Genomic DNA, 21,210 nt, shown 5'->3' with positions numbered 1-21,210 from the left:
TCCCTGAAGCTGCCGTTGCCGAGCGTGCCGGGAGGCTCAACCCAGGGCGGTCTTCTCCAGGTGCGCGAGGATCAGCGGGTACACATCCACCACCGCGTTCTGGCCGAAGATGCAGTCGATATGCCCGTAGCCCGGCACCACATGCCGGCTGAACAGCTCGGGGCCATGCAGTTGGCACAGGCGCTCGTAGGTCTTCTGGGTACTCAGCGGCAGGTAGCACTGGTTGTCGGCGCCGCTGATGAAGCAGATCGGCAGCTTCAGCCGATCGAAATGCGGCATGTAGACGTCCTGTCCCTTGAAGTCCACCAGGTGGCCCTTGCGGCAGATCAGCGCCAGGTGCTCGAAGGTCTGGATATTGGACTCGCCGAACAGCTCGTGCAGGTTGTCGTGCAGGTTCTGGTTGAGGGTGTCGTGACGATACAACGAGGCGTACATGAAGGTGATGCGATGGCACACCGGGTTGGTGCAGTAGCCCTGGGCCTCGATCCGCGCATAACCGTTGAGCGCCTTGTCGTAGAGCTTGTTGAACCAGCTTTCCTTGCTGTCGGCATAGGCCGTCAGCGACTTGATGCCGATGGCGTCGAGCATGCCCGGCAAGTGCAACCCGGCCTTGATCCCGGTGGCGGTGGCCACCACGGTGTCGGCGGCGATCTGCGAGCAGACCACCGAGCGCACATGCTCCAGGCCCGCCAACAGCGACATGAAGAAGGTGGTGGCGCCATAGCAGTGCACCACGCATTGCACGTCCCGGGCGCCGGTGGCCTGGCGAACCTGGGCGATGGCGGCCTTGAAGTCGTAGGCGGCGATCTGGTCGCCATTGCATTCCTGCTTGCTGGCCGGCAACAGGATGCTGACCCGGAAATCCAGGAGCCAGACGTCATAGCCGTACTTGCACAGGTACTCCAGCAGGTTGGTCTGGATGGTGTCGGTGGAGAAGATGTTGGAACCCACGCCCAGGCCATGGACCAGCATCACCGGGCCCTTGCCGCCGGCCCGATAGCGGGTCAGGCGCAGTTGCACGTGGTCTTCGGTCTCGAAGAACTGCACGCTCGGCACCGGCGCAGCCAGCGGCCGCTTGACCCGCGGCGGAGCGTCGGGATTGAAGTAGATATCGCCGGCGAACACCCCGCCGTAGCTTTCCCAGAGAATCCCGGCGAAGAACTGGCCGAAACGCGCCAGGGCCTCGATGCGCTCACGCTCGTTGCGGGCGTTGAGCACCTTCATGGTGGTCATCTGCCGGGCGAAATCCGCGGGCTGGATGTGCATCACTCCCGAGCCCAGCACCGGCCCGCTCTTGTCCTGGCCCCGGTACAGGGTCACGTAGAGGGTGCTGGTATCGGGCCAGATGTTCAGCACGCCGTGGTCCTCGGGCACGGTCTTGAAGGCGCTGAAGTAGTAGTCGCTACCGTCCTCGGCGCAAAGGCGCATGTCGTAGTTCATGTGCCGCACGCCCACTTGCTGCTGGTATTGCTCGAACAGGTTGAACACCCCATGGCTGGCCACCAAAGGCTGAGGCGACAGCATCGGCGCCTCCAGGGTGCCCACCAGGGTCGCGGCGTGCTCGGGTTCCTTGATCATCCGGTTGAGATCGGCCGCGGTGATGGTCAGGGTGAACTCGATGGACGAGTTCTGTTCTTCGCCGCGCTTGGCCGCTGCTTGATAGAGCGCCAGGTCGGTGCCCTGGGGCTGGGTGAAGGCCGTGGAGAAGAAACCCTTCATGGTCTCGGTGAACTGCACGCCCAGGGTCGGCGCCGCAGCCGGCTTGCCAGGGGCCGAGGGCAGGCGGTAGTCGATCTTCCAGCCGCGATCCTCGGCCAGCAGTTGCATGGTGCGCTCGCTCACCGCCGAGATGGTCAGCAGTGGATTGACCGCCAGGGAGGTAGGGATCACCGCGCCATCGGCCACATAGAGCCCGGGATAGACATCGGTGCCCTGGGTGCCGCTGAACACCTGGCCCTTGTGGTTGACCACGCCCTGGCCCGCGTCCTCGCCCATCACGCAGCCGCCCAGGGGATGGACCGAGACGATGCTGTGCTTGAGCAGCTTGGTCCAGATCGGGTTCTCCACCCAGACCCCGCCCAGGGCCCGGGTGCTCTGGTGCAGGCGCTCGTTGCCCAGCACCACGTTGGGTTGCTCGCCCACCCCCGGCCAGTCGATGCGCAACTGGTCCTGGGCGTCCAGCAGCATGCGCCCGCGACCGTTGTCGTGGCTCATGATCAGGTAGGTCTGCATGTTGTGCAGGGCGCCATGGTAGGGCCCGCGCAGGAAGCTTTCGGCCTCGCGTTCCTTGTAGCCCAGCTTGCCGCTCAAGCTGTTGTCGGTGGCCTGGCCCAGGGTGCTGGCGAACAGCGCCATGCTCGGCACCATGGCCTGGCCAAGGGCGCCGGGGATCGAGCCCTCCTCGATGACCATGCGGCTGGTGCGGTCGCCTTCGGTGCGCATGTCGATCACCGAGGTGATGCATGGGCCCACGGGTTTCAACTCGCTGGCCGGATGAGTGCCGAAGCCGATGCCGTTGATCGGTTGCTCGCAGTTGTGACCAAAACCGAGGATGTCGCCGTTGCCGCTCATGTGCTCGCCCAGTTGGGCCGAAGTGGCCAGGCCCTTGGCCCGCGAACGCAGGAGGATCTCGGTGGAGCCCAGGGTGCCGGCGGACAGCACGACGATATCGGCCTTGACGAACAGGGTCGGCGCCGAGAACTTCTCGCGACCGCTGTCCAGGTACTGGAAGTGCACGATCCAGCCGTCGCCGTCGCGCTCCAGGTGGCGCACCTGGGCCTGGCAGAAAATCTCGGCGCCGTGGTTGCAGGCGTCGGGCAGGTAGTTCATCAAGGTGGTGTTCTTGGCCTTGTTGTTACAGCCCGAGACACAGTCGCCGCATTGGTTGCAGGGCAGTTGCTCGACCCCGACATGGTTGAGGTTGTTGGGCAGCTTGTCGAAGGTCACGTTGATCGGCGGCTTGTAGAAATGCGCGCCCTGCTTGAGGTAGTCCGCGGACTTGCGGTGGGCCTTGAGCTTGTCCAGGGCCGGCGCCGAATCGGGATAGGGATTGGGCTTGAGCATCTCCCGGGCCAGGGCGAAGCCCTGCTTGAGCAAGGTATCGCGGTGGTCGCGCACCGCCTGGGGCCAGCGTGGGTCGTCGAACACCCCGGGCTCGGGCTCCAGGGCGACGTTGGCGTTGATCAGCGAGGTGCCGCCCAAACCGCAACCCACCACCACGTTCTGCTGGGCGTTGACGTGCAGGTCGAACAGGCCGGTGCGCGAACCGATATGCCCATCGGGATCGTGCACCTGCAATTCCTCGGTGGCGCTGACCAGGGTGTTGGGAAACTCCCCGGGGCGAATCTCCCGCCCACGCTCCAGCAGGCACACCCGGCGCCCGGCCCGGGACAACCGCGAAGCGGCGATGCCGCCGCCATAGCCGGAGCCGATGACGACGACGTCGTAGTGTTCCTGGATCTCGCTGATGGGGGTGGCGATCCGAGTCATGGCGGGGTTCCTCTCAGGCAGATGGGGCGACTCTCATGGCCGCTTCCTTCAGGTGAAGCCGATCACGCAGGCAGCCGCACGGGCCGGCCGCTGCGCCAGAAACGCAAACCGTGGAAATCAGGGTCGGGATCGAACAGCCGCTGGGGCTATAGGCGTGCGCGCTGGTTGGCGGCACGGCGGCGGGTGCGCCGGGGGAAGGTCCCGCGGCTGGAAGCCTGTGATGAACGACAATCCATTGCCTGCGCTCCCTGGACCGGATGTGGATAAGTGACGAACCGGTCCCAGTGGAATCAGTCAAGTCAGGCCGCTTACCACTGTCAAGGCGGACATTAGAACTGTATGAAATTTGATCTATTGCCGTACACGCTATGAATTACAAGGCCTGTAGCGGTTGGCGAACAACTTATCCACATCTTGGCCCACAGCAATTGTGGGCAAGTGCACTGGGGATGGGGATATTACCCCGGGGATTCCCAGGAAAATCCGCGGGTTAGGCAAAAACAGCCGTTTGACGCGCGCTTGATCAATTATTGAACAAAACCCTGCAAGCCTTGCTACACATGGCCTACAGCGCGAGGCGAACACCTTATCCACAGATCGGCCAACAGACTTTGGGGGCAACTGCAGCCGCTACCCGCGGTTTCTGTGGAAAAGCCCTCCAGGCCAGGAAAATTCCGCCTTGCAAGCGCCCGGACAGCGCCAGAAGCAAGATTTGGGTGTTTTTTGATCAGATCGCGCCAAGCCTTGTCCTGCAAGGGCTACAGCCCTGAGCGAACATCTTATCCACAAAAGCGCCAACAGACTTTGGGGGCAACTGCTGTGCACAACTGCCCCCTTGAGGAGTTCGACACCGCGGAAAAAAGCCAGGAAAAACCACAAGTTAGCCTGATCAAATTTCGTACAGATGGCTACAGGCCTTGTTCTGCATGGGTTGGAGCAAGGCGCGAACATCTTATCCACAGAGCCGCGCACAGGGATTGTGAGTAACCGTGCAAACAGGACTGCAAGCCAGGCTCCCGCAGGAGCAGTCGGTCGACGCTCGATTGCTCGCGATAGCACTAGTACGACGGGGGCGGCTCTAGCGGAGCACCCCCTCCTCCACCAACAACTTGAAGATGGCCTCGGCCCCGGCTTGCGCGCTGACGTCCTTGAGCACCTGGCCGGTGCCGCCGCTGGCCTTGGCGGTGGCGGCCTTCATGCGGTCGGCGCCGCTCTTGGCCTTGATCACCTTCAAGCGCTTGGGCCGTGGCCTGGCCGGCTGCAGGCTGGCGCCGGTGAACAGCTCGTCCTCCACCACCATGACCTGGTCGGCGCGCAACATCCCGCGCCGGGCCGGGCCATAGGCACTCTGGCGGGGCTTGGGCGCAGCGTTATCCACAGTGGCCAGGAACGGCAGGCGCATCTTGAGCCGGCGCCGCTGGCCCCGGGGCAAGGCTTGCAGCACATGGGCCACGCCATCTTCCAGGGATTCCACCTCGGCCAGCCCCACCACCAGCGGCCAACCCAGGTTCTCGGCCAGCAGGAACGGCAGCATGCCCGAGCCTTCGCCGGTTTCCGCCTGGCTGCCGGTCAACACCACCTGGGCCCCGGCATGGCGCAGGTACTGGGCCAAGGCTGGCAAGGCATCGGCGCCGGCTGGCTGCTCCAGCACATGCAGTTGCTCCAGGCCCATGCCCAGGTAGGCGCGCAGGGCCGGCTCGGCGGCATCGCCGGCGTGCAGCACCTGCAGTTGTCCACCGGCCAGTTGCAGGCCCAGTTCCACGGCCCGGGCGTCCTGTTCGGCACGCCGTGGCCGACCGGAGGTCGGATGCGCGCCGATGGAGACCAGGCTGATTACATGACTGTTCATGAGTGCTCCCTCAAGCTGCATCGCGCTTGGCGGCGCTGCGGTAGGCTTCGACGGCGGCGATCAGCGCCTCGAGGATCGCGGCGCTGTCGCCGATCACCGCCAGGTCGGCGCGCTTGATCATGTCGCAGCCCGGGTCCATGTTGATCGCCACCACCTTGTCGCAGGCACCGATGCCCTGCAGGTGCTGGATCGCTCCGGAGATCCCCACCGCCACGTAGACCCGCGCGGTCACCCAGGTGCCGGTGGCGCCCACCTGGCGGTCGCGGGGCATGAAGCCGTCGTCCACCGCCACCCGCGAGGCGCCCTCGGTGGCCCCCAGGGCCTGGGCCGCGCGATGGAACAGCGCCCAGTCCTTGACCCCGTTGCCCCCGGACAGGATGAACTCGGCCTCGGCCATGGGAATCGCCGCCGGGTCCACCGCCACCGCGCCCAGATCCTCGATTCGTGCCAGGCTGCGGGCCACGCTTGTGGATAACTCCACCGGCAAGGCTTCGTGGCGGGTTTCGCTGACCGGCTCGGCACATTCGGCCGCCGCCAGGATCAGCCGTGGCAGAGGCCGTGCCAGATCCTCCAGGCCCGCACCGGCGCGGCCGATGCATTGCCCTTCCTTGACCTGCCAGACCCGGGTCGCCGGGCGTTCGCCCAGGGCCGCGGCAAAGCGCCGACCCAATTCGCCACCGCCGCTGCGGCTGTCGGGCAGCAGCCAATGGCGCGGGCTGAACTGGTTATCCACAGCCCGCAGGCCCTGGACCCGCTGCTCCGGTGCATAACCGTCGAACTCGCTGCCCGGCAGCACCAGCAGACGGTCGACCCCCGCCGTGGCGAAATTCGATTCCTTGTGCTCGCCGAACACCACCGCCAGCACCGCGCCGTCCTGGCCGGCCAGTTGCCGGGCCAGGCCCAGCAAGTCGCGGTCGTGGCTGCTCAGGCGACCACCGACCATGTCCGGCACCACGTTGATGTAGAACGTTGGCTGCGCCAGCTGGTGCAGCGGCAATTGCACCTCGACCGCCGCCGTGCGCTTGTGGCTGCTGCCACCTTGCTGGGCGCCGCTGCGATCGATGCGCTTGAGCCCGTTGGGACCGACAAAGCCCATGCCGTGGGGGTTCTTGCGCACCAGGCCATTGGGGCCCATCCAGCTGTGCTGCGCCGGTTGCATGGCCGCATGCAGCGGGTGCAGGCGGTTGCGGGCGATCCATTCGGCGCGGGGATCGCGGCGGATAATCTCGCTCATCAGTGCACCTCCGCAGGTTCGGCTTTCACCACTGGCGCCTTGCTCGGGGCCGCGCTTTCCAACAGGGCCTCGGCCACCAGTTCGGCGATGTCCTTGATCATCGGTCGGGGCTCCACCACCCCTTCGAGCATTGCCGTGCATTGCGGACAACCCACCGCCACCAGCTCGGCGCCGGTCTCGCGGATGTCTTCCATGCGCATGTCGGGAATCCGCTGCTTGCCGGGAATGTCGGTGATCGGCGCACCACCGCCACCGCCACAGCAGCGGGAGCGGAACCCTGCGCGCTGCATTTCCTTGACCTCGATCCCCAGGGCGCGCAGCACCTGGCGCGGGGCTTCGTACTCACCGTTGTAGCGGCCCAGGTAGCAGGGGTCGTGATAGGTCACGCTGCCACCCTTGTGCCGGCCAAGATCGAGTTGGCCGGCGGCGATCAGCTCGGCGATGTAGGTGCTGTGGTGCTGCACCTGGTAGTCACCGCCCAGGGCGCCGTATTCGTTTTTCAGCACATGGAAGCTGTGGGGATCGCAGGTGACGATGCGCTGGAACTGGTACTTGGCCAGGGTCTGGATATTGCGCCGGGCCAGTTGCTGGAAGGTCGCCTCGTCACCCAGGCGCCGGGCCACGTCGCCACTGTCGCGTTCTTCCAGGCCCAGCACGGCGAAATCCACGCCCGCGGCCTTCAGCACCTTGACGAAGGCCCGCAGGGTACGCTGGTTGCGCATGTCGAAGGCGCCGTCGCCGACCCAGAACAGCACCTCGGTGCTCTTCACTTCAGGCAGCAGCTTGAGGTTGAGGTCGGCCGCCCAGTTCATCCGCCCCCCGGGGTTGAAACCGCCCGGGTTGTCGGTGGCGATCAGGTTCTCCAGCACCTCGGCGCCCTTGTTCGGCGTGGCGCCTTTTTCCAGGGTCAGGTGGCGGCGCATGTCGACGATGGCATCGACGTGCTCGATCATCATCGGGCATTCCTCGACGCAGGCCCGGCAGGTGGTGCACGACCACAGAGTCTCGGCATCCACCAGGGCCTTGCCCTGCAGCGCGACGATCGGCAGGTGCGGGCCGCCGTGGTGTTCGCCCAGCGGCTGGCCGCGACCGTCGAGGGACGGATAGGGGCTGCCGGCGAAGTGGGCATCGCTGCCACCGGCCAGGCCGACGACCATGTCCTGGATCAGCTTCTTGGGGTTCAGCGGCTGGCCGGCGGCGAAGGCCGGGCAAGCCGCCTCGCACTTGCCGCACTGCACGCAGGCATCGAAGCCCAGCAGTTGGTTCCAGGTGAAGTCCACGGGTTTTTCCACGCCCAGGGGCGCGCTGGGGTCTTCCAGGTCCAGCGGCTTGAGGCCGGTGGAGCGGCCGCCGCCGAAGCGTTCGGCGCGGCGGTGCCAGGCCAGGTGCAGGGCACCGGCGAAGGCGTGTTTCATCGGTCCGCCCCAGGTCATGCCGAGGAACAGCTCCGACACGCCCCAGAGCACGCCCAGCGCGAGGATCGCCGCCAGCAGCCAGCCACCGAACTGCTCCGGGAGGATCCCGGCCACCGGCAGGGTCACCAGGAAGAAGCTCGCGGAAAACGCCAGCAGGCTCTTGGGCAGGCGCATCCACGGGCCCTTGGACAAGCGCGACGGCGGATTGCGCCGGCGCCGGTAGACGAAGATCGCCCCCACGAACATCAGCGCCGACATCAACAGCAAGGCATAGGCCAGCACGCGGTTGTGCAGGCCGAAGCCGTGCACCAGCAGCGCCAGGACGATGGAAGCCACCGCACCACCGGCGGTGGCCACGTGGGTGTTGGCGATGTACTTGTCGCGGGCCACCACATGGTGCAGGTCCACCATGTAGCGCCGGGGCATGGCCAGCAGGCCGCCGACCAGGTCGACCTTGGAGGCTCGCCCCCGGCGCCACATGGCCGCGCGCCGCAACGCGCCGAGGACCGCCAGGCCCAGGGCAGCGAACAGCAGGATGGGAAGAAGGGTATTCAACATCACAGTCACCTTAAGGTCAGCTGCAAGCGGCTAGCTTCAAGCGGCAAGAAAAAACAAGGCTGAGCATTCGCTCTCACTGGCCGCTCAAAACCTGCAACGGCGGCTAAAAGTCCTTACAGAACGCCAGGGGCAAGCGACAAGCAAAAGCACTGCCGAACACCTGCTTCAACTTGCCGCTTGCAGCTTGAAACTTGTCGCTGCCGTCAAAAGTCCTTGCACAGGCGCAGGGCGTCGTAGATCGCGGCATGGGTGTTGCGCTGGGACACGCAATCGCCGATGCGGAACAGCAGGTAGCCGTCGCCCGCTTCGCCCAGGCAAGGCTGCGGCTTGATCGCGAACAGCGCCTCGACGTCGATCTGGCCCTTGTTGCGCGAGCCGTCCTTGAGCCCGTAGTACAGCGCCTCGTCGGGACGCACGCCGTTCTCCACCACCACCTGGTCCACCACCCGCTCCTCGCGGGCGCCGGTGTATTCGTTCTCCAGTACCGCCACCAGCTTGTCGCCCTCGCGGTAGACCTTCTCCAGGGTCAGGTCCCCGGTCATGATCACTTCCTTGGGGTACAGGCTGCGGTAGTAGGTGGGGAACGAGGTGCCGCCGATGGCGATGCCGGGCTTGATGTCATCGGTGACGATCTCCACCTGCGAGCCCTTGTCGGCCAGGTAGTCGGCGACCGACATCCCGGTGAATTCGCAGATGGTGTCGTACACCAGCACGTTCTTGCCCGGGGCGACCCGGCCATCGAGGATGTCCCAGCTGCTGACCACCAACCCTTCGGCGGCGCCCCAGTGTTCGTTCTGCTCGATGAACGGATGGCCGCCCACCGCCAGCACCACCACGTCGGGACGCAGGTCGAGGATGGTCGCCGCGTCCGCCGCGGTGCCCAGGCGCAGGTCGACCTTCAGCCGCGCCAGCTCCAGTTGGTACCAGCGGGTGATGCCGGCGATCTGGTCGCGCTGCGGAGCCTTGGAGGCGGTGGTGATCTGTCCGCCGATCGCCTCTTTCTTCTCGAACAGGGTCACATCGTGGCCGCGCTCGGCCGCCACCCGGGCAGCCTCCATGCCCGCAGGACCGGCGCCGACTACCACCACCTTGCGCTTGGCGCCGGTGGTCTTCTCGATGATGTGCGGCACGCCCATGTATTCACGGGAAGTGGCGGCGTTCTGGATGCACAGCACGTCCAGGCCCTGGTACTGGCGGTCGATGCAGTAGTTGGCACCGACGCACTGCTTGATCTGGTCGATCTGGCCCATCTTGATCTTGGCGATCAGGTGCGGGTCGGCCATGTGCGCGCGGGTCATGCCGACCATGTCGACGTAGCCGCCCTCGAGGATGCGCGTGGCCTGGTTCGGGTCCTTGATGTTCTGTGCGTGCAGCACCGGGACCTTGACCACTTCCTTGATGCCTGCCGCCAGGTGCAGGAACGGCTCCGGCGGGAAGCTCATGTTGGGGATGACGTTGGCCAGGGTGTTGTGGGTGTCGCAACCGGAACCGACCACGCCGAGGAAGTCGAGCATGCCGGTGTCGTCGTAGTACTTGGCGATCTGCTTCATGTCCTCGTGGGACAGGCCATCGGGATGGAATTCGTCGCCGCAGATGCGCATGCCGACGCAGAAATCGTCGCCGACCTCGGCGCGCACCGCCTTGAGCACCTCCAGGCCGAAGCGCATGCGCTTCTCGAAGGTGCCGCCCCATTCGTCGGTCCGCTTGTTGACCCGCGGGCTCCAGAACTGGTCGATCATGTGCTGGTGCACCGCCGACAGCTCCACGCCGTCCAGGCCACCTTCCTTGGCGCGACGGGCGGCTTGGGCGTAGTTGCCGATCACCCGCCAGATTTCTTCCACCTCGATGGTCTTGCAGGTGGCGCGGTGCACCGGCTCACGGACCCCGGACGGCGACATCAGGGTCGGCCAGTTGAAGCCATCCCAGCGCGAGCGCCGGCCCATGTGGGTAATCTGGATCATGATCTTGGCGCCGTGCTTGTGCATGGCGTCGGAGAGGTTCTGGAAGTGCGGGATGATGCGGTCGGTGGACAGGTTCACCGAGCTCCACCATTCCTGGGGACTGTCGATGGCCACCACCGAGGAGCCGCCGCAAATCGCCAGGCCGATGCCGCCCTTGGCCTTTTCCTCGTAGTACTTCACGTAGCGCTCGGTGGTCATGCCGCCGTCGGTGGCGTAGACCTCGGCGTGGGCGGTACTGAGCACGCGGTTGCGGATGGTCAGTTTGCCGATCTGGATCGGCTGGAACATCGCTTCGAAAGCCATTGTCTTGAACTCCGCTTACAACGCTTTGACGACGAACAGGCCGTCGTCGTGCCCTTCTTCGGAACCACCGTAGACCTGCTCTGCCACGGTGCGGATCTTGCTGCCACGGGCCGCCAGGATCTGGTCCATGGCGCCGGCGAACCAGCCGGTGAACATGTAGTCCACCTTGCGCCCGCACTTGCCGTAGACGTAGACGAAGGCCGAGTGCTCGAGCTTGACGCTGGCGGTGCCCTGGTCGAGGTCGATGTCCTGGATCTTGAACAGGCCCCAGCCGCGCTGGGAGAGGCGCTTCATGTAGTGCTCGAACACCGCCACGCCTTCCAGGCCATGGCATTGGGCTTCTTTCTCGCACCAGTGCCAGGCGGACTTGTAGCCGGCCTTGTAGAGGATCTCGGCATAGGCGTCGGCGCCCAGCACTTCCTCGATGCCCATGTGGTTGTTGACGAAGAAATGCCGCGGCACGTACAGCATCGGCAGGGCATCGGACGTCCAGACGCCGGTCTCGCTGTCGACTTCGATGGGCAGTTGCGGGGCGATCTTGGCCATGGAAACTTGACTCCAGAAATTCATTCTTGGCTTGGCAAAGCCTTGGCTTTGCATGGAAAAAATTCGCGTGAATACCGCTGGAGCCGTCGCGAGCACACCGAGAGCAAGGAGACCCGCAGCGACAGGCGAGAGCAGTACGCATGTACGGCGAGCCTGTCGCGAGGACGCGACGCAGCTATCGGTGGGCGCAGCAGGCTCCGGGGATGTTCATCACTCGCCCCAGACGTCCTTGAGCACATTCACCCAGTTCTCGCCCATGATCTTGCGCACCACGCGCTCGGAGTGGCCGCGCCCCAGCAGGGTCTGGGTGAGGTTGGGGAATTCGCCCACGGTGCGGATGCCCAGCGGGTTGATGATCTTGCCGAAGTTGGTCAGGCGCCGGGCGTAGCCCTTGTCGTGGGTCAGGTACTCGAAGAAATCCTGGCCGTGGCCCTGGGTGAAGTCGGTGCCGATGCCGATGGCGTCTTCACCGACGATGTTCATGGTGTACTCGATGGCCTCGGCATAGTCGTCGATGGTCGAGTCGATGCCCTTGGCCAGGAACGGCGCGAACATGGTCACGCCGACGAAGCCGCCGTGGTCGGCGATGAACTTCAGTTCGGCATCGGACTTGTTGCGCGGGTGTTCTTTGAGGCCCGAAGGCAGGCAATGGGAGTAGCAGACCGGCTTCTTCGATTCGAGGATGACTTCCTCGCTGGTCTTGGAACCGACGTGGGACAGGTCGCACATGATGCCGACGCGGTTCATCTCGGCGACGATCTCGCGGCCGAAGCCCGACAGCCCGCCGTCGCGCTCGTAGCAGCCGGTGCCCACCAGGTTCTGGGTGTTGTAGCACATCTGCACGATGCCCACGCCCAGCTGCTTGAACACGTCCACATAACCGATCTGGTCCTCGAAGGCATGGGCGTTCTGGAAGCCGAAGAGGATGCCGGTCTTGCCCAGTTCCTTGGCTCGGCGGATGTCGGCGGTGGTGCGCACCGGCATCACCAGGTCGCTGTTCTCGCGGATCAGCTTCTGGCTGGCGGCGATCTGGTCGACCGTGGCCTTGAAGCCTTCCCAGACCGACACCGTGCAGTTGGCCGCGGTCAGGCCGCCCTTGCGCATGTCCTCGAACAGCTCGCGGTTCCATTTGGCAATGATCAGGCCGTCGATAACGATGCTGTCGGCGTGTAGTTCGGCTGGGCTCATCAGGCTGTCCCCTTTTATCTGGCGATTCCTGCGCCGAATCGTCTGCCGGCGCTTTGGGGCCAGCATATGCCTGAGGGCCAGGGCGCCCCGATGCAAAAACGACAGGGGGTTTGCCGAAAGCGTCAAGCGCCGACAAAGCAGCGGATAGAGGGTTATCCGGGCCTCTGTTCTTTACCGGGGCCTTGCGCCAGAATTCGCCGCTTCAACGAAAGCTTCATTGGATTTGGGGGCAGCGCTGCAATGAAGAAACCGATCTTCCTGGCCTTGGTACTCTTGGCGAGCGGCGCACAGGCGGCCGAAGAAACCGACAACTCTCCCTGCGATGGCGTCGAAAACGACGTGCAGACCCTGGAGTGCGCGACCTATAACAGGACCACCGCCGAGCAGTTGCTCAATGACAATGTGCAGAGCCTGCTGGAACGCCTGGGCACCGTGTATGGCAACGACAAGGCTCAGCTGGGCGACATCACCGCCAAGGTCAAGAACGCCCAGCAGCTGTGGCAGAAGCAGCGCGACGCCGACTGCGCCGTGGAATCCTTCCCGGCCAAGCCCGGCAGCAAGGCCTACAACATCGCCAGCAACGACTGCCTGGCGCGCATGAGCGACGAGCGTTCGGAGTTCATCGAGTCCATCGCCCAGGAGTGATCCACCCCTGGCGCCGATCCGGGGGCGAGCCCTCGCCCCCCTCCCCCATGGGCCGCCAAGGCTCGCCAGCCTGTGCTTGACTACCCTGCTAAGCCCGGCTGGCCATCGTTCTCAATGGTGGACCGGGTCACTTTGCCCAGGGATTGGGGGACGCCATGGATTTTTCGCTGGATCAATTGCAGATGTTCGTACAGGCCGCGCGGACCGGCTCGTTCTCGGCCGCCGCGCGTCGGCTGGGCAAGACCCAGTCCACCGTCAGCCTGGCCATCGCCAACCTGGAAGACGACCTGAAGGTGGAGCTGTTCGATCGCAGCACCCGCAGCCCGGCGTTGACCGCCACTGGTCGGAAAATCCTGCTGCAGGCCGAGGCAGTACTGGAACGCTGCCAGGACCTGCAAGCCAGCGCCGATGGCTTGTCCCAGGAGCCGGAGCCGCAACTGACGCTGGTGATCCAGGCACCGTACGGTCCGCTGCTGCCGCTGTTGCATGAGTTCGAACAGGCTTTCCCCCAGGTCGACCTGTTGCTGCGCCAGCCTCACTCCAGCAGTGCCAGCGAACTGGTAGCCCGGGGTGAGGCGGTTCTCGGCCTGGCCCCCTCAGCGCCTGGTTACCCCCAGGCGCTGGAGTTCCAGCAAGTGGGCCGCTTGCACCTGGTGCATGCCTGCCGCCCGGACCATCCCCTGGCGCAGCGCAACCCTCTGAGCGCCGACGACTTGCAGCAGCACCGGCGCCTGTGCGCCTCCAGCCTGCCCAGCCAGCAGCCCCCCAGCAGCGAGTACCTGCGTTGCCTGCGGCTGTGGCAGGTACAGGACCAACACGCACTGCTGGAGATGCTGCGTGCCGGGCTCGGCTGGGCCGCCCTGCCCCGACAACTGGTCCAGCGCGAGCTGGCCAGGGGCGAACTGGTGGAACTGCACCTGGCCGACCCGTTCCACGGCGACTGGCAGGTCGGCATCGACCTGCTCTGGGCACGCCAAAACACCTTGGGCCAGGCCGGTACCTGGCTCAAGGAACGCCTGCTGCACAGCCGGGTGTACGAAATGGACCGTCGCGGACCGCCGCCCGCCCGCTAGTGAGAGGGGCAACAAAGGGACAAGCTTCTGTCGTGGAGGAAATACAAGTCTCGGTCGCGCCGCGGCATTCGGCATTCGGCATTCGGCATTCGCGCCGACCAGCTGGAGCTGTAAGCTGCGCACCAGCCAACGACTTTCACAAGGATTCCCCATGAGCATTTGCGGTATCGAGATCAAGGGCAGCGAAGCCATCTTCGCCCTCGCCTCCCTGCAAGGCGGCACGCTTGAACACCAGGCCATCGCCGTGAAGAAGATCGCCCTGGAAGACGACGATGAAGCAGCCAACGTGCGCACCTTCGCCGCCCAGGTGCGAGATTTTGTTCGCGAGCAGGGCATCACCCGGATCGCCATCAAGAAGCGCAGCAAGAAAGGCGAGTTCGCCGGTGGCCCTACCACCTTCAAGATCGAGGGCGTGTTCCAGTTGCTGGAGAATTGCGAGGTGACCCTGCTGTCGCCCCAGACCCTCACCGCCCAGCACAAGAAGCACGGCTACGAGCTGCCAGCGAGCCTCAACAAGTACCAGCACGAGGCGTACAAGGCGGCCTGCGCGGCGCTGCTGAAAAAGTAGTCCGCGTATCTGTAGGAGCGAGCGGGCGGCGATCCGACTGGCCCGCGAGGCGTACGGCCTGACCCTATGGGTTGCCTGCAGCGCGAGCCAGTTTCGCTCCCACCAATAGGGCAGCTCAGAGCCTGCTCACGGTCTAGCGAGCGACGTTCAGGCCAGGCAAAAATGGCTGAGAAAGCGCAATTCAGGGTCCTGAATGAGCATTTCGAAGCCTTTTTTAACGCCCCATGGGCTAAGCGCAGCAGATCGTGAACAGGCTCTCAGGCCTTCTGGCTGTGTTGCCGATCCTCCCGTGGGCAGCGAGTGAACCGCGCGCGGTAGCTGCGGGTGAAATAGGACGGCGATTCGAAACCGCAGGCGATGCTCACTTCCAGCACGCTCAGGTCGCTCTGGCGCAATAGCTGGCGGGCCTTGTCCAGGCGCAGCCCGAGGTAGAAATTGCTCGGCGTGTCGTTGAGGTGCAGGCGAAACAGGCGCTCCAACTGGCGTCGGGTGATGTTGACCGACTCGGCCAGGGCCAGGGTGCTCAGGGGCGGCTCGCTGTGCTGCTCCATCTCGCCGATCACCTGCACCAGTTTCTTGTTGTTGATGCCGTAGCGGCTGGCGACCTCCATGCGCTGGTGGTCCTTGCGCGGACGGATGCGCCCCAGCACGAACTGCTCGCTGACCTGGATCGCCAGCTGCGGGCCGTGGGCCTGGCCGATCAGGTCGAGCATCATGTCGATGGACGCCGTGCCACCGGCCGAGCTGATGCGCCGCCGGTCGATCTCGAACAGTTCCTGGGTGACGCTCAGCTGTGGATAAGACTCCTTGAAGGCGTCGATCGCTTCCCAGTGCAGGGCCACCCGGTGCCCTTCCAGCAGGCCGGCCTCGGCCAGCACCACGCTACCGGTGTCGATCCCGCCCAGGGTCACCCCGTCCCCATCCAGGCGCCGCAGCCAGTGCTCCAGGGCCGCTCCGAAGGAGCGCAGCGGCTCGAACCCGGCCACCACCAGCAAGGTGGTGCCCTTCTTCAGCGGCTCCAGCGCGGCATCGGCGTTGACCGACATGCCGTTGCTGGCCAGCACCGCCCCGCCATCCACACTCAATACATGCCAGCGATACAGCCCGCCGCGAAAGCGGTTGGCCACCCGCAAAGGCTCGATGGCCGAGATGAAGCCGATGGCCGAGAACCCCGGCAGCAGCAAGAAGTAGAAATCCTGGGACATGGGACGCACTCGGAGGACGGGCGGCGTGGCCATTGTGATACGCCGTTTCCCGGGCGGCTTCAAGACACGAGGTCGCTGCAGTGCAAGAGCCGGTCGCCGCTGTGCGTTTTCGCAACCCGCCAGCTGCGTAACGTGGCATCACCGGCGCACGAAGACACCGGGCCCACAATAACGACCTGCCGAGGAAACCCTCATGAAACGACTGATCAGCCGTTGCGTCCTGGCTCTTAGCGGTACCCTCCTGTTCAGCTCCGGGGCCATGGCCGCCGATGCCGCCAGTTGCCAGAACGTGCGCCTGGGCGTGGTCAACTGGACCGACGTGATCGCCACCAGCGCCATGGCCCAGGTCCTGCTCGACGGCCTCGGCTACAAGACCAAGCAGACCAGCGCCTCGCAGCAGATCATCTTCGCCGGCATCCGCGACCAGCGCCTGGACCTGTTCCTGGGCTACTGGAACCCGCTGATGACCCAGACCATCACCCCGTTCGTCGAGGCCGGCCAGGTCAAGGTCCTCGACCAGCCCAGCCTGAAAGACGCCCGCGCCACCCTCGCCGTGCCCACTTACCTGGCGGACAAGGGCCTGAAGAGCTTCGCCGACATCGCCCGGTTCGAGAAGGAGCTGGGCGGCAAGATCTACGGCATCGAGCCCGGCTCCGGCGCCAATACCCAGATCAAGGCGATGATCGCCAAGAACCAGTTCGGCCTCGGCAAGTTCCAGCTGGTGGAGTCCAGCGAGGCCGGCATGCTCGCCGCGGTGGACCGCGCGGTACGGCGCAAGGAGGCGGTGGTGTTCTTCGGCTGGGCGCCACACCCGATGAACGTCAACGTGCAGATGACCTACCTCTCCGGCAGCGACAACGCCCTGGGGCCCGATGAAGGCCGGGCCACGGTCTGGACGGTCACCGCCCCCAGCTACGCCCAGCAGTGCCCCAATGTCAGCCGGCTGCTGGCCAACCTGACCTTCAGCGCCGAGGACGAGAGCCGCATGATGCAGCCGCTGCTGGACCACAAGGACGCCCTGGAATCCGCCCGGCAGTGGCTCAAGGATCACCCGCAAGACCAGCAGCGCTGGCTCGACGGGGTGACAACCTTCGACGGCAAGCCGGCCATCGAGCACCTGCAACTGACCCGCCAATAACCTGAATACCTGTGCCGTCGCGCCGCCCGCCAGGGTCGCGCACGGCAGCGCCACGCCCCCAGCAAACACGCCTGTAAGGAAATTGCACCATGAACCACGATGTCATCATCACTTGCGCACTCACCGGGGCCGGCGATACCACCGCCAAGAGTCCCCATGTACCCATCACCCCCAAGCAGATCGCCGCCGCCGCGGTAGAAGCCGCCAAGGCCGGGGCCACCGTGGTCCACTGCCACGTCCGCGATCCGCAGACCGGCAAGTTCAGCCGCGACGTGGCGCTGTACCGCGAAGTCATGGAGCGCATCCGCGAGGCCGACGTCGACATCATCGTCAACCTCACTGCCGGCATGGGCGGCGACCTGGAAATCGGCCCGGGGGAACGCCCCACCGAGTTCGGCCCCAATACCGACCTGGTCGGCCCGCTGGCGCGCCTGGCCCACGTCGAGGCGCTGCTGCCGGAGATCTGCACCCTGGACTGCGGCACCCTGAATTTCGGCGACGGCGACACCATCTACGTCTCGACCCCGGCCCAACTGCGGGCCGGCGCCAAGCGCATCCAGGAACTGGGGGTGAAGGCCGAGCTGGAGATCTTCGATACCGGCCACCTGTGGTTCGCCAAGCAGATGATCAAGGAAGGCCTGCTGGACGACCCGCTGTTCCAGCTGTGCCTGGGCATTCCCTGGGGCGCCCCGGCCGATACCACCACCATGAAGGCCATGGTCGACAACCTGCCGCCGGACGTGGTCTGGGCCGGCTTCGGCATCGGCCGCATGCAGATGCCGATGGCCGCCCAGGCCGTGCTGCTGGGCGGCAACGTACGGGTCGGCCTGGAAGACAACCTGTGGCTGGACAAGGGCGTGCTGGCCACCAACGGCCAGTTGGTGGAGCGCGCCAGCGAGATCCTCAGCCGCCTGGGAGCACGGGTCCTGACCCCGGCCGAGGGCCGCCAGAAGATGGGCCTGAACAAACGCGGATAACCACTCCGGCCTTGTACGAGGCTGCGCACGGCGGCAACACAGCCGCCACGACAGCAACCATGGGTTACCTGGCACACCGCGCCGTCCGGCTTCACGACGGCTACGCCGCCGGACGCAGCCTCGCAGGCTCGGCAGCGGCTACAGATACCTCCATTTTTTGACCATCAGGACATTGCCATGCGTTTTATCACCGACATCAAGACCTTCGCTGCCCTGGGCAGTGGCGTGATCGGCAGCGGCTGGGTAGCCCGCGCCCTGGCCCATGGCCTGGACGTGGTGGCCTGGGACCCGGCTCCAGGCGCCGAGGCGGCGTTGCGCCAGCGGGTGGCCAATGCCTGGGGCGCACTGCAGAAGAACGGCCTGGCACCCGGTGCCTCCCAGGACCGCCTGCGCTTCGTGGCGACCATCGAGGAATGCGTGCGTGACGCGGACTTTATCCAGGAAAGCGCCCCGGAACGCCTGGAACTCAAGCTGGAGCTGCACAGCAAGATCAGTGCGGCGGCCAAGCCCGACGCGCTGATCGGCTCCAGCACCTCGGGGCTGCTGCCCAGCGAATTCTACGAAGGCTCGACCCACCCGGAACGCTGCGTGGTGGGCCACCCGTTCAACCCGGTGTACCTGCTGCCGCTGGTGGAGGTGGTGGGCGGCAAGCGCACCGCGCCAGAGGCCGTGCAAGCGGCGATCCAGGTCTACCAATCCCTGGGCATGCGCCCGTTGCACGTGCGCAAGGAAGTCCCGGGGTTCATCGCCGATCGTCTTCTCGAAGCGCTGTGGCGCGAGGCCCTGCACCTGGTCAACGACGGCGTGGCGACCACCGGGGAAATCGACGATGCGATCCGCTTTGGCGCCGGCCTGCGCTGGTCGTTCATGGGCACCTTTCTCACCTACACCCTGGCGGGCGGCGACGCTGGCATGCGCCACTTCATGGCCCAGTTCGGCCCGGCGCTGCAACTGCCCTGGACCTACCTGCCAGCCCCGGAGCTGACCGACAAGCTGATCGACGACGTGGTCGAAGGCACCGCCGAGCAGTTGGGCACGCACAGCATTGCGGCCCTGGAGCGCTATCGCGACGACTGCCTGCTGGCGGTGCTGGAGGCGGTGAAAACCACCAAGGCCAGGCACGGCATGAGTTTCAGCGAATAACGCCTCCTGCAAGCCACTGCCGGGCGCCTTGGGGCCTTCGGCAGCGGCCCCGGGATTCCACTGCCCCTTGCCCGAGCCCCTGCCATGCCTGCACTGACTACCTACAACACCCGCATCGTCAGCGACTGGGTCGATTACAACGGCCATCTGCGCGATGCCTTCTACCTGCTGATCTTCAGCTACGCCACCGATGCCCTGATGGACTGCCTGGGGCTGGACAGCGACAACCGCGAAGCCAGCGGTCACTCGCTGTTCACCCTGGAGCTGCACCTGAATTACCTGCACGAAGTGAAGCTCGACACCGAGGTGCAAGTACGCACCCAGATCATCGGCCACGACCACAAGCGCCTGCACCTGTACCACAGCCTGCACCAGGTCGGTGATGCCCGGGAGCTGGCCGGCAACGAACAGATGCTGCTCCACGTCGACCTCGCCGGGCCGCATTCGGCGCCGTTCACCGACGCCGTGCGGCAACGGCTTGCGGCCCTGCAAGCCGCACAGGCGGACCTGCCACCTCCGGCCTGGATCGGCCGGGTGATCGGCCTGCCCGCGCAGAAGTAATCCCCAACCCGAAAAGGAGATCGCCGTGCACACCGCCGCCTTTGCCGACTACCGCAGCTATCCGTTGATCAGCGCGCTGGCCACCGTCCAGGCCTTGCCGGACCAGGTCCTGGTGCAGTGGGCGGACGGTCGCTGGAGTCCCTTCCACCACCCCTGGCTGCGGGACAACTGCTCCTGCCCCCAATGCGTCTATCCGGTGACCCGCGAGCAGGTGCTGGAGATCCTCGATGTGCCCGAGGACCTGGCGTGCTCCAGCGCGCAAATCGACCACCAGGGTTGCCTGCAAGTGATCTGGCAGGACGGCCACCAGAGCCGTTTCGACCCAGGCTGGTTGCGGGCCCACGCCTATGACCCGCAGTCGCGCGAGGAGCGCCGCGTGGCCAGGGCCCACAGCCGGTTATGGGACAGCAGCCTGCAACTGCCGGTCTTCGAATACCAGGCGGTGATGGACGATCCCCAGGCGTTGTTGCAATGGCTGCTGGCGGTGCGCGATATCGGCCTGACCCAGGTCCGGGGAGCACCGACCGAACCCGGCGCGCTGGCAGCGATCGCCCGGCGGATCTCGTTCATCCGCGAAAGCAACTTCGGTGTGCTGTTCAACGTGCAATCCAAGGCCGATGCCGACAGCAATGCCTACACCGCCTTCAACCTGCCGCTGCACAGCGACCTGCCCACTCGCGAATTGCAACCGGGCTTGCAGTTCCTGCACTGCCTGGTGAACGACGCGGCCGGCGGCGAGAGCATCTTCGTCGACGGTTTCGCCATCGCCGATGCCCTGCGCCGGGAAGACCCCGAGGCGTTTCGCACCCTGTGCGAAATCCCCGTGGAGTTTCGCAACAAGGACCGCCACAGCGACTACCGCTGCCTGGCGCCGATCATCGCCCTGGACGCCCTGGGCCAGGTGGCGGAGATCCGCATGGCCAACTTCCTGCGCGGCCCCTTCGACGCACCGCCAGAACAGATGCCGCCCCTGTACCACGCCTATCGAAGCCTGATCGCCCTGACTCGCCAGGCGCGCTTTCGCCTGGTGCGGCGCCTGGAACCGGGGCAGCTGTGGTGCTTCGACAATCGGCGCACCCTGCATGCGCGCAATGCCTTCGATCCGGCCAGCGGCGCTCGGCACTTCCAGGGCTGCTACATCGACCGCGACGAACTGCTCTCCAGAATCCTGGTGCTACAGCGCTGATCCTCACCCCTCCCGCCCCGGCTCCGCCGTAGGAGCCGGCTTGCCGGCTTGCCGGCGAAGCTTGCCGGAGAGCTTTCCACAGGCAAAAAAAAGCCCCGATCAAGCCGTGACAGGATCGAGGCAGGGACTACTTCTGAGGAGCTGCGGTGAGAAGGTGACCAAACCGACACG

The 21,210-nt window shown here is 65.5% G+C and carries 16 protein-coding genes; 8 read left to right on the top strand and 8 right to left on the bottom strand.

Going from position 1 to position 21,210, the window contains the following annotated elements; translation table 11 throughout:
* Window positions 1-36: 36 nt before the first annotated feature.
* From C4K39_RS19370 to C4K39_RS19340, 7 genes are all read right to left on the bottom strand, one after another.
* Complete coding sequence (locus C4K39_RS19370) at window positions 37-3,489, bottom strand: alpha/beta fold hydrolase (RefSeq protein WP_124347203.1); 3,453 nt, start codon at window positions 3,487-3,489, stop codon at window positions 37-39.
* 1,078 nt (window positions 3,490-4,567) lie between these two features.
* A complete protein-coding gene (gene etfB / locus C4K39_RS19365; protein WP_124347202.1) occupies window positions 4,568-5,338 on the bottom strand; it encodes an electron transfer flavoprotein subunit beta in 771 nt (256 codons plus the stop codon).
* Between the two features lie 10 nt (window positions 5,339-5,348).
* Complete coding sequence (gene etfA / locus C4K39_RS19360) at window positions 5,349-6,572, bottom strand: electron transfer flavoprotein subunit alpha (protein WP_068583133.1); 1,224 nt, start codon at window positions 6,570-6,572, stop codon at window positions 5,349-5,351.
* Window positions 6,572-8,545 (bottom strand): dimethylglycine demethylation protein DgcB, encoded by a 1,974-nt coding sequence (gene dgcB / locus C4K39_RS19355; RefSeq protein ID WP_124347201.1) that lies wholly within the window; start codon window positions 8,543-8,545, stop codon window positions 6,572-6,574. Before dgcB ends, etfA begins: the two co-directional genes overlap by 1 nt.
* Window positions 8,546-8,748: 203 nt before the next feature.
* Window positions 8,749-10,809: a dimethylglycine demethylation protein DgcA gene (gene dgcA, locus C4K39_RS19350; protein WP_068583127.1), complete on the bottom strand. Its 2,061-nt coding sequence runs from the start codon at window positions 10,807-10,809 to the stop codon at window positions 8,749-8,751.
* A 15-nt stretch (window positions 10,810-10,824) separates the two neighbouring features.
* Window positions 10,825-11,355: a DUF5943 domain-containing protein gene (locus tag C4K39_RS19345; RefSeq protein ID WP_022641515.1), complete on the bottom strand. Its 531-nt coding sequence runs from the start codon at window positions 11,353-11,355 to the stop codon at window positions 10,825-10,827.
* A gap of 210 nt (window positions 11,356-11,565) precedes the next feature.
* Window positions 11,566-12,543 (bottom strand): dipeptidase, encoded by a 978-nt coding sequence (locus C4K39_RS19340; RefSeq protein ID WP_124347200.1) that lies wholly within the window; start codon window positions 12,541-12,543, stop codon window positions 11,566-11,568.
* Between the two features lie 240 nt (window positions 12,544-12,783).
* On the opposite strand from C4K39_RS19340, the gene C4K39_RS19330 reads away from it, so the two are divergent.
* From C4K39_RS19330 to C4K39_RS19320, 3 genes are all read left to right on the top strand, one after another.
* Window positions 12,784-13,188, top strand: a complete 405-nt coding sequence (locus C4K39_RS19330; protein WP_068583118.1) for a lysozyme inhibitor LprI family protein — start codon at window positions 12,784-12,786, stop codon at window positions 13,186-13,188.
* A 155-nt stretch (window positions 13,189-13,343) separates the two neighbouring features.
* Window positions 13,344-14,261, top strand: coding sequence for a LysR family transcriptional regulator (locus tag C4K39_RS19325; protein WP_124347199.1), 918 nt, complete (start codon window positions 13,344-13,346; stop codon window positions 14,259-14,261).
* Window positions 14,262-14,412: 151 nt separating this feature from the next.
* The gene (locus tag C4K39_RS19320; RefSeq protein WP_022641519.1) at window positions 14,413-14,829 is read left to right on the top strand and encodes a DUF3010 family protein; all 417 of its coding nucleotides are present in this window, start codon (window positions 14,413-14,415) and stop codon (window positions 14,827-14,829) included.
* Between the two features lie 257 nt (window positions 14,830-15,086).
* Here the strand turns inward: C4K39_RS19320 and C4K39_RS19315 are convergent, their stop codons facing one another.
* Window positions 15,087-16,034, bottom strand: coding sequence for a GlxA family transcriptional regulator (locus tag C4K39_RS19315; protein ID WP_124347198.1), 948 nt, complete (start codon window positions 16,032-16,034; stop codon window positions 15,087-15,089).
* A gap of 193 nt (window positions 16,035-16,227) precedes the next feature.
* On the opposite strand from C4K39_RS19315, the gene C4K39_RS19310 reads away from it, so the two are divergent.
* The 5 genes from C4K39_RS19310 to C4K39_RS19290 all read left to right on the top strand — a co-directional run bounded on the left by C4K39_RS19310 (window position 16,228) and on the right by C4K39_RS19290 (window position 21,039).
* On the top strand, window positions 16,228-17,172 hold the full coding sequence (locus tag C4K39_RS19310; protein ID WP_068583108.1) for a choline ABC transporter substrate-binding protein: 945 nt from the start codon (window positions 16,228-16,230) through the stop codon (window positions 17,170-17,172).
* 89 nt (window positions 17,173-17,261) lie between these two features.
* Complete coding sequence (gene cdhC, locus C4K39_RS19305) at window positions 17,262-18,149, top strand: 3-dehydrocarnitine:acetyl-CoA trimethylamine transferase CdhC (RefSeq protein ID WP_068583106.1); 888 nt, start codon at window positions 17,262-17,264, stop codon at window positions 18,147-18,149.
* Window positions 18,150-18,326: 177 nt separating this feature from the next.
* Window positions 18,327-19,292 carry an L-carnitine dehydrogenase gene (locus C4K39_RS19300; RefSeq protein ID WP_124347197.1) on the top strand — a complete coding sequence of 322 codons (966 nt, stop codon included), beginning with the start codon at window positions 18,327-18,329 and terminating at the stop codon, window positions 19,290-19,292.
* Between the two features lie 84 nt (window positions 19,293-19,376).
* Window positions 19,377-19,853: a thioesterase family protein gene (locus C4K39_RS19295; RefSeq protein ID WP_124347196.1), complete on the top strand. Its 477-nt coding sequence runs from the start codon at window positions 19,377-19,379 to the stop codon at window positions 19,851-19,853.
* A 25-nt stretch (window positions 19,854-19,878) separates the two neighbouring features.
* On the top strand, window positions 19,879-21,039 hold the full coding sequence (locus C4K39_RS19290) for a gamma-butyrobetaine dioxygenase (RefSeq protein WP_068583097.1): 1,161 nt from the start codon (window positions 19,879-19,881) through the stop codon (window positions 21,037-21,039).
* Window positions 21,040-21,210 lie beyond the last annotated feature (171 nt).

Origin of the sequence: Pseudomonas sessilinigenes (genome assembly GCF_003850565.1) — a bacterium.
Taxonomy (GTDB): domain Bacteria; phylum Pseudomonadota; class Gammaproteobacteria; order Pseudomonadales; family Pseudomonadaceae; genus Aquipseudomonas; species Aquipseudomonas sessilinigenes.
This window is presented reverse-complemented; position numbering and strand designations above follow the sequence as displayed.

Excerpts from the sequence above, each read along its gene's own strand:
- C4K39_RS19370 (WP_124347203.1), bottom strand. The coding sequence starts at position 3,489 with ATGACTCGGATCGCCACCCCCATCAGCGAGATCCAGGAACACTACGAC.
- etfB (WP_124347202.1), bottom strand. The coding sequence starts at position 5,338 with ATGAACAGTCATGTAATCAGCCTGGTCTCCATCGGCGCGCATCCGACC.
- etfA (WP_068583133.1), bottom strand. The coding sequence starts at position 6,572 with ATGAGCGAGATTATCCGCCGCGATCCCCGCGCCGAATGGATCGCCCGC.
- dgcB (WP_124347201.1), bottom strand. The coding sequence starts at position 8,545 with ATGTTGAATACCCTTCTTCCCATCCTGCTGTTCGCTGCCCTGGGCCTG.
- dgcA (WP_068583127.1), bottom strand. The coding sequence starts at position 10,809 with ATGGCTTTCGAAGCGATGTTCCAGCCGATCCAGATCGGCAAACTGACC.
- C4K39_RS19345 (WP_022641515.1), bottom strand. The coding sequence starts at position 11,355 with ATGGCCAAGATCGCCCCGCAACTGCCCATCGAAGTCGACAGCGAGACC.
- C4K39_RS19340 (WP_124347200.1), bottom strand. The coding sequence starts at position 12,543 with ATGAGCCCAGCCGAACTACACGCCGACAGCATCGTTATCGACGGCCTG.
- C4K39_RS19330 (WP_068583118.1), top strand. The coding sequence starts at position 12,784 with ATGAAGAAACCGATCTTCCTGGCCTTGGTACTCTTGGCGAGCGGCGCA.
- C4K39_RS19325 (WP_124347199.1), top strand. The coding sequence starts at position 13,344 with ATGGATTTTTCGCTGGATCAATTGCAGATGTTCGTACAGGCCGCGCGG.
- C4K39_RS19320 (WP_022641519.1), top strand. The coding sequence starts at position 14,413 with ATGAGCATTTGCGGTATCGAGATCAAGGGCAGCGAAGCCATCTTCGCC.
- C4K39_RS19315 (WP_124347198.1), bottom strand. The coding sequence starts at position 16,034 with ATGTCCCAGGATTTCTACTTCTTGCTGCTGCCGGGGTTCTCGGCCATC.
- C4K39_RS19310 (WP_068583108.1), top strand. The coding sequence starts at position 16,228 with ATGAAACGACTGATCAGCCGTTGCGTCCTGGCTCTTAGCGGTACCCTC.
- cdhC (WP_068583106.1), top strand. The coding sequence starts at position 17,262 with ATGAACCACGATGTCATCATCACTTGCGCACTCACCGGGGCCGGCGAT.
- C4K39_RS19300 (WP_124347197.1), top strand. The coding sequence starts at position 18,327 with ATGCGTTTTATCACCGACATCAAGACCTTCGCTGCCCTGGGCAGTGGC.
- C4K39_RS19295 (WP_124347196.1), top strand. The coding sequence starts at position 19,377 with ATGCCTGCACTGACTACCTACAACACCCGCATCGTCAGCGACTGGGTC.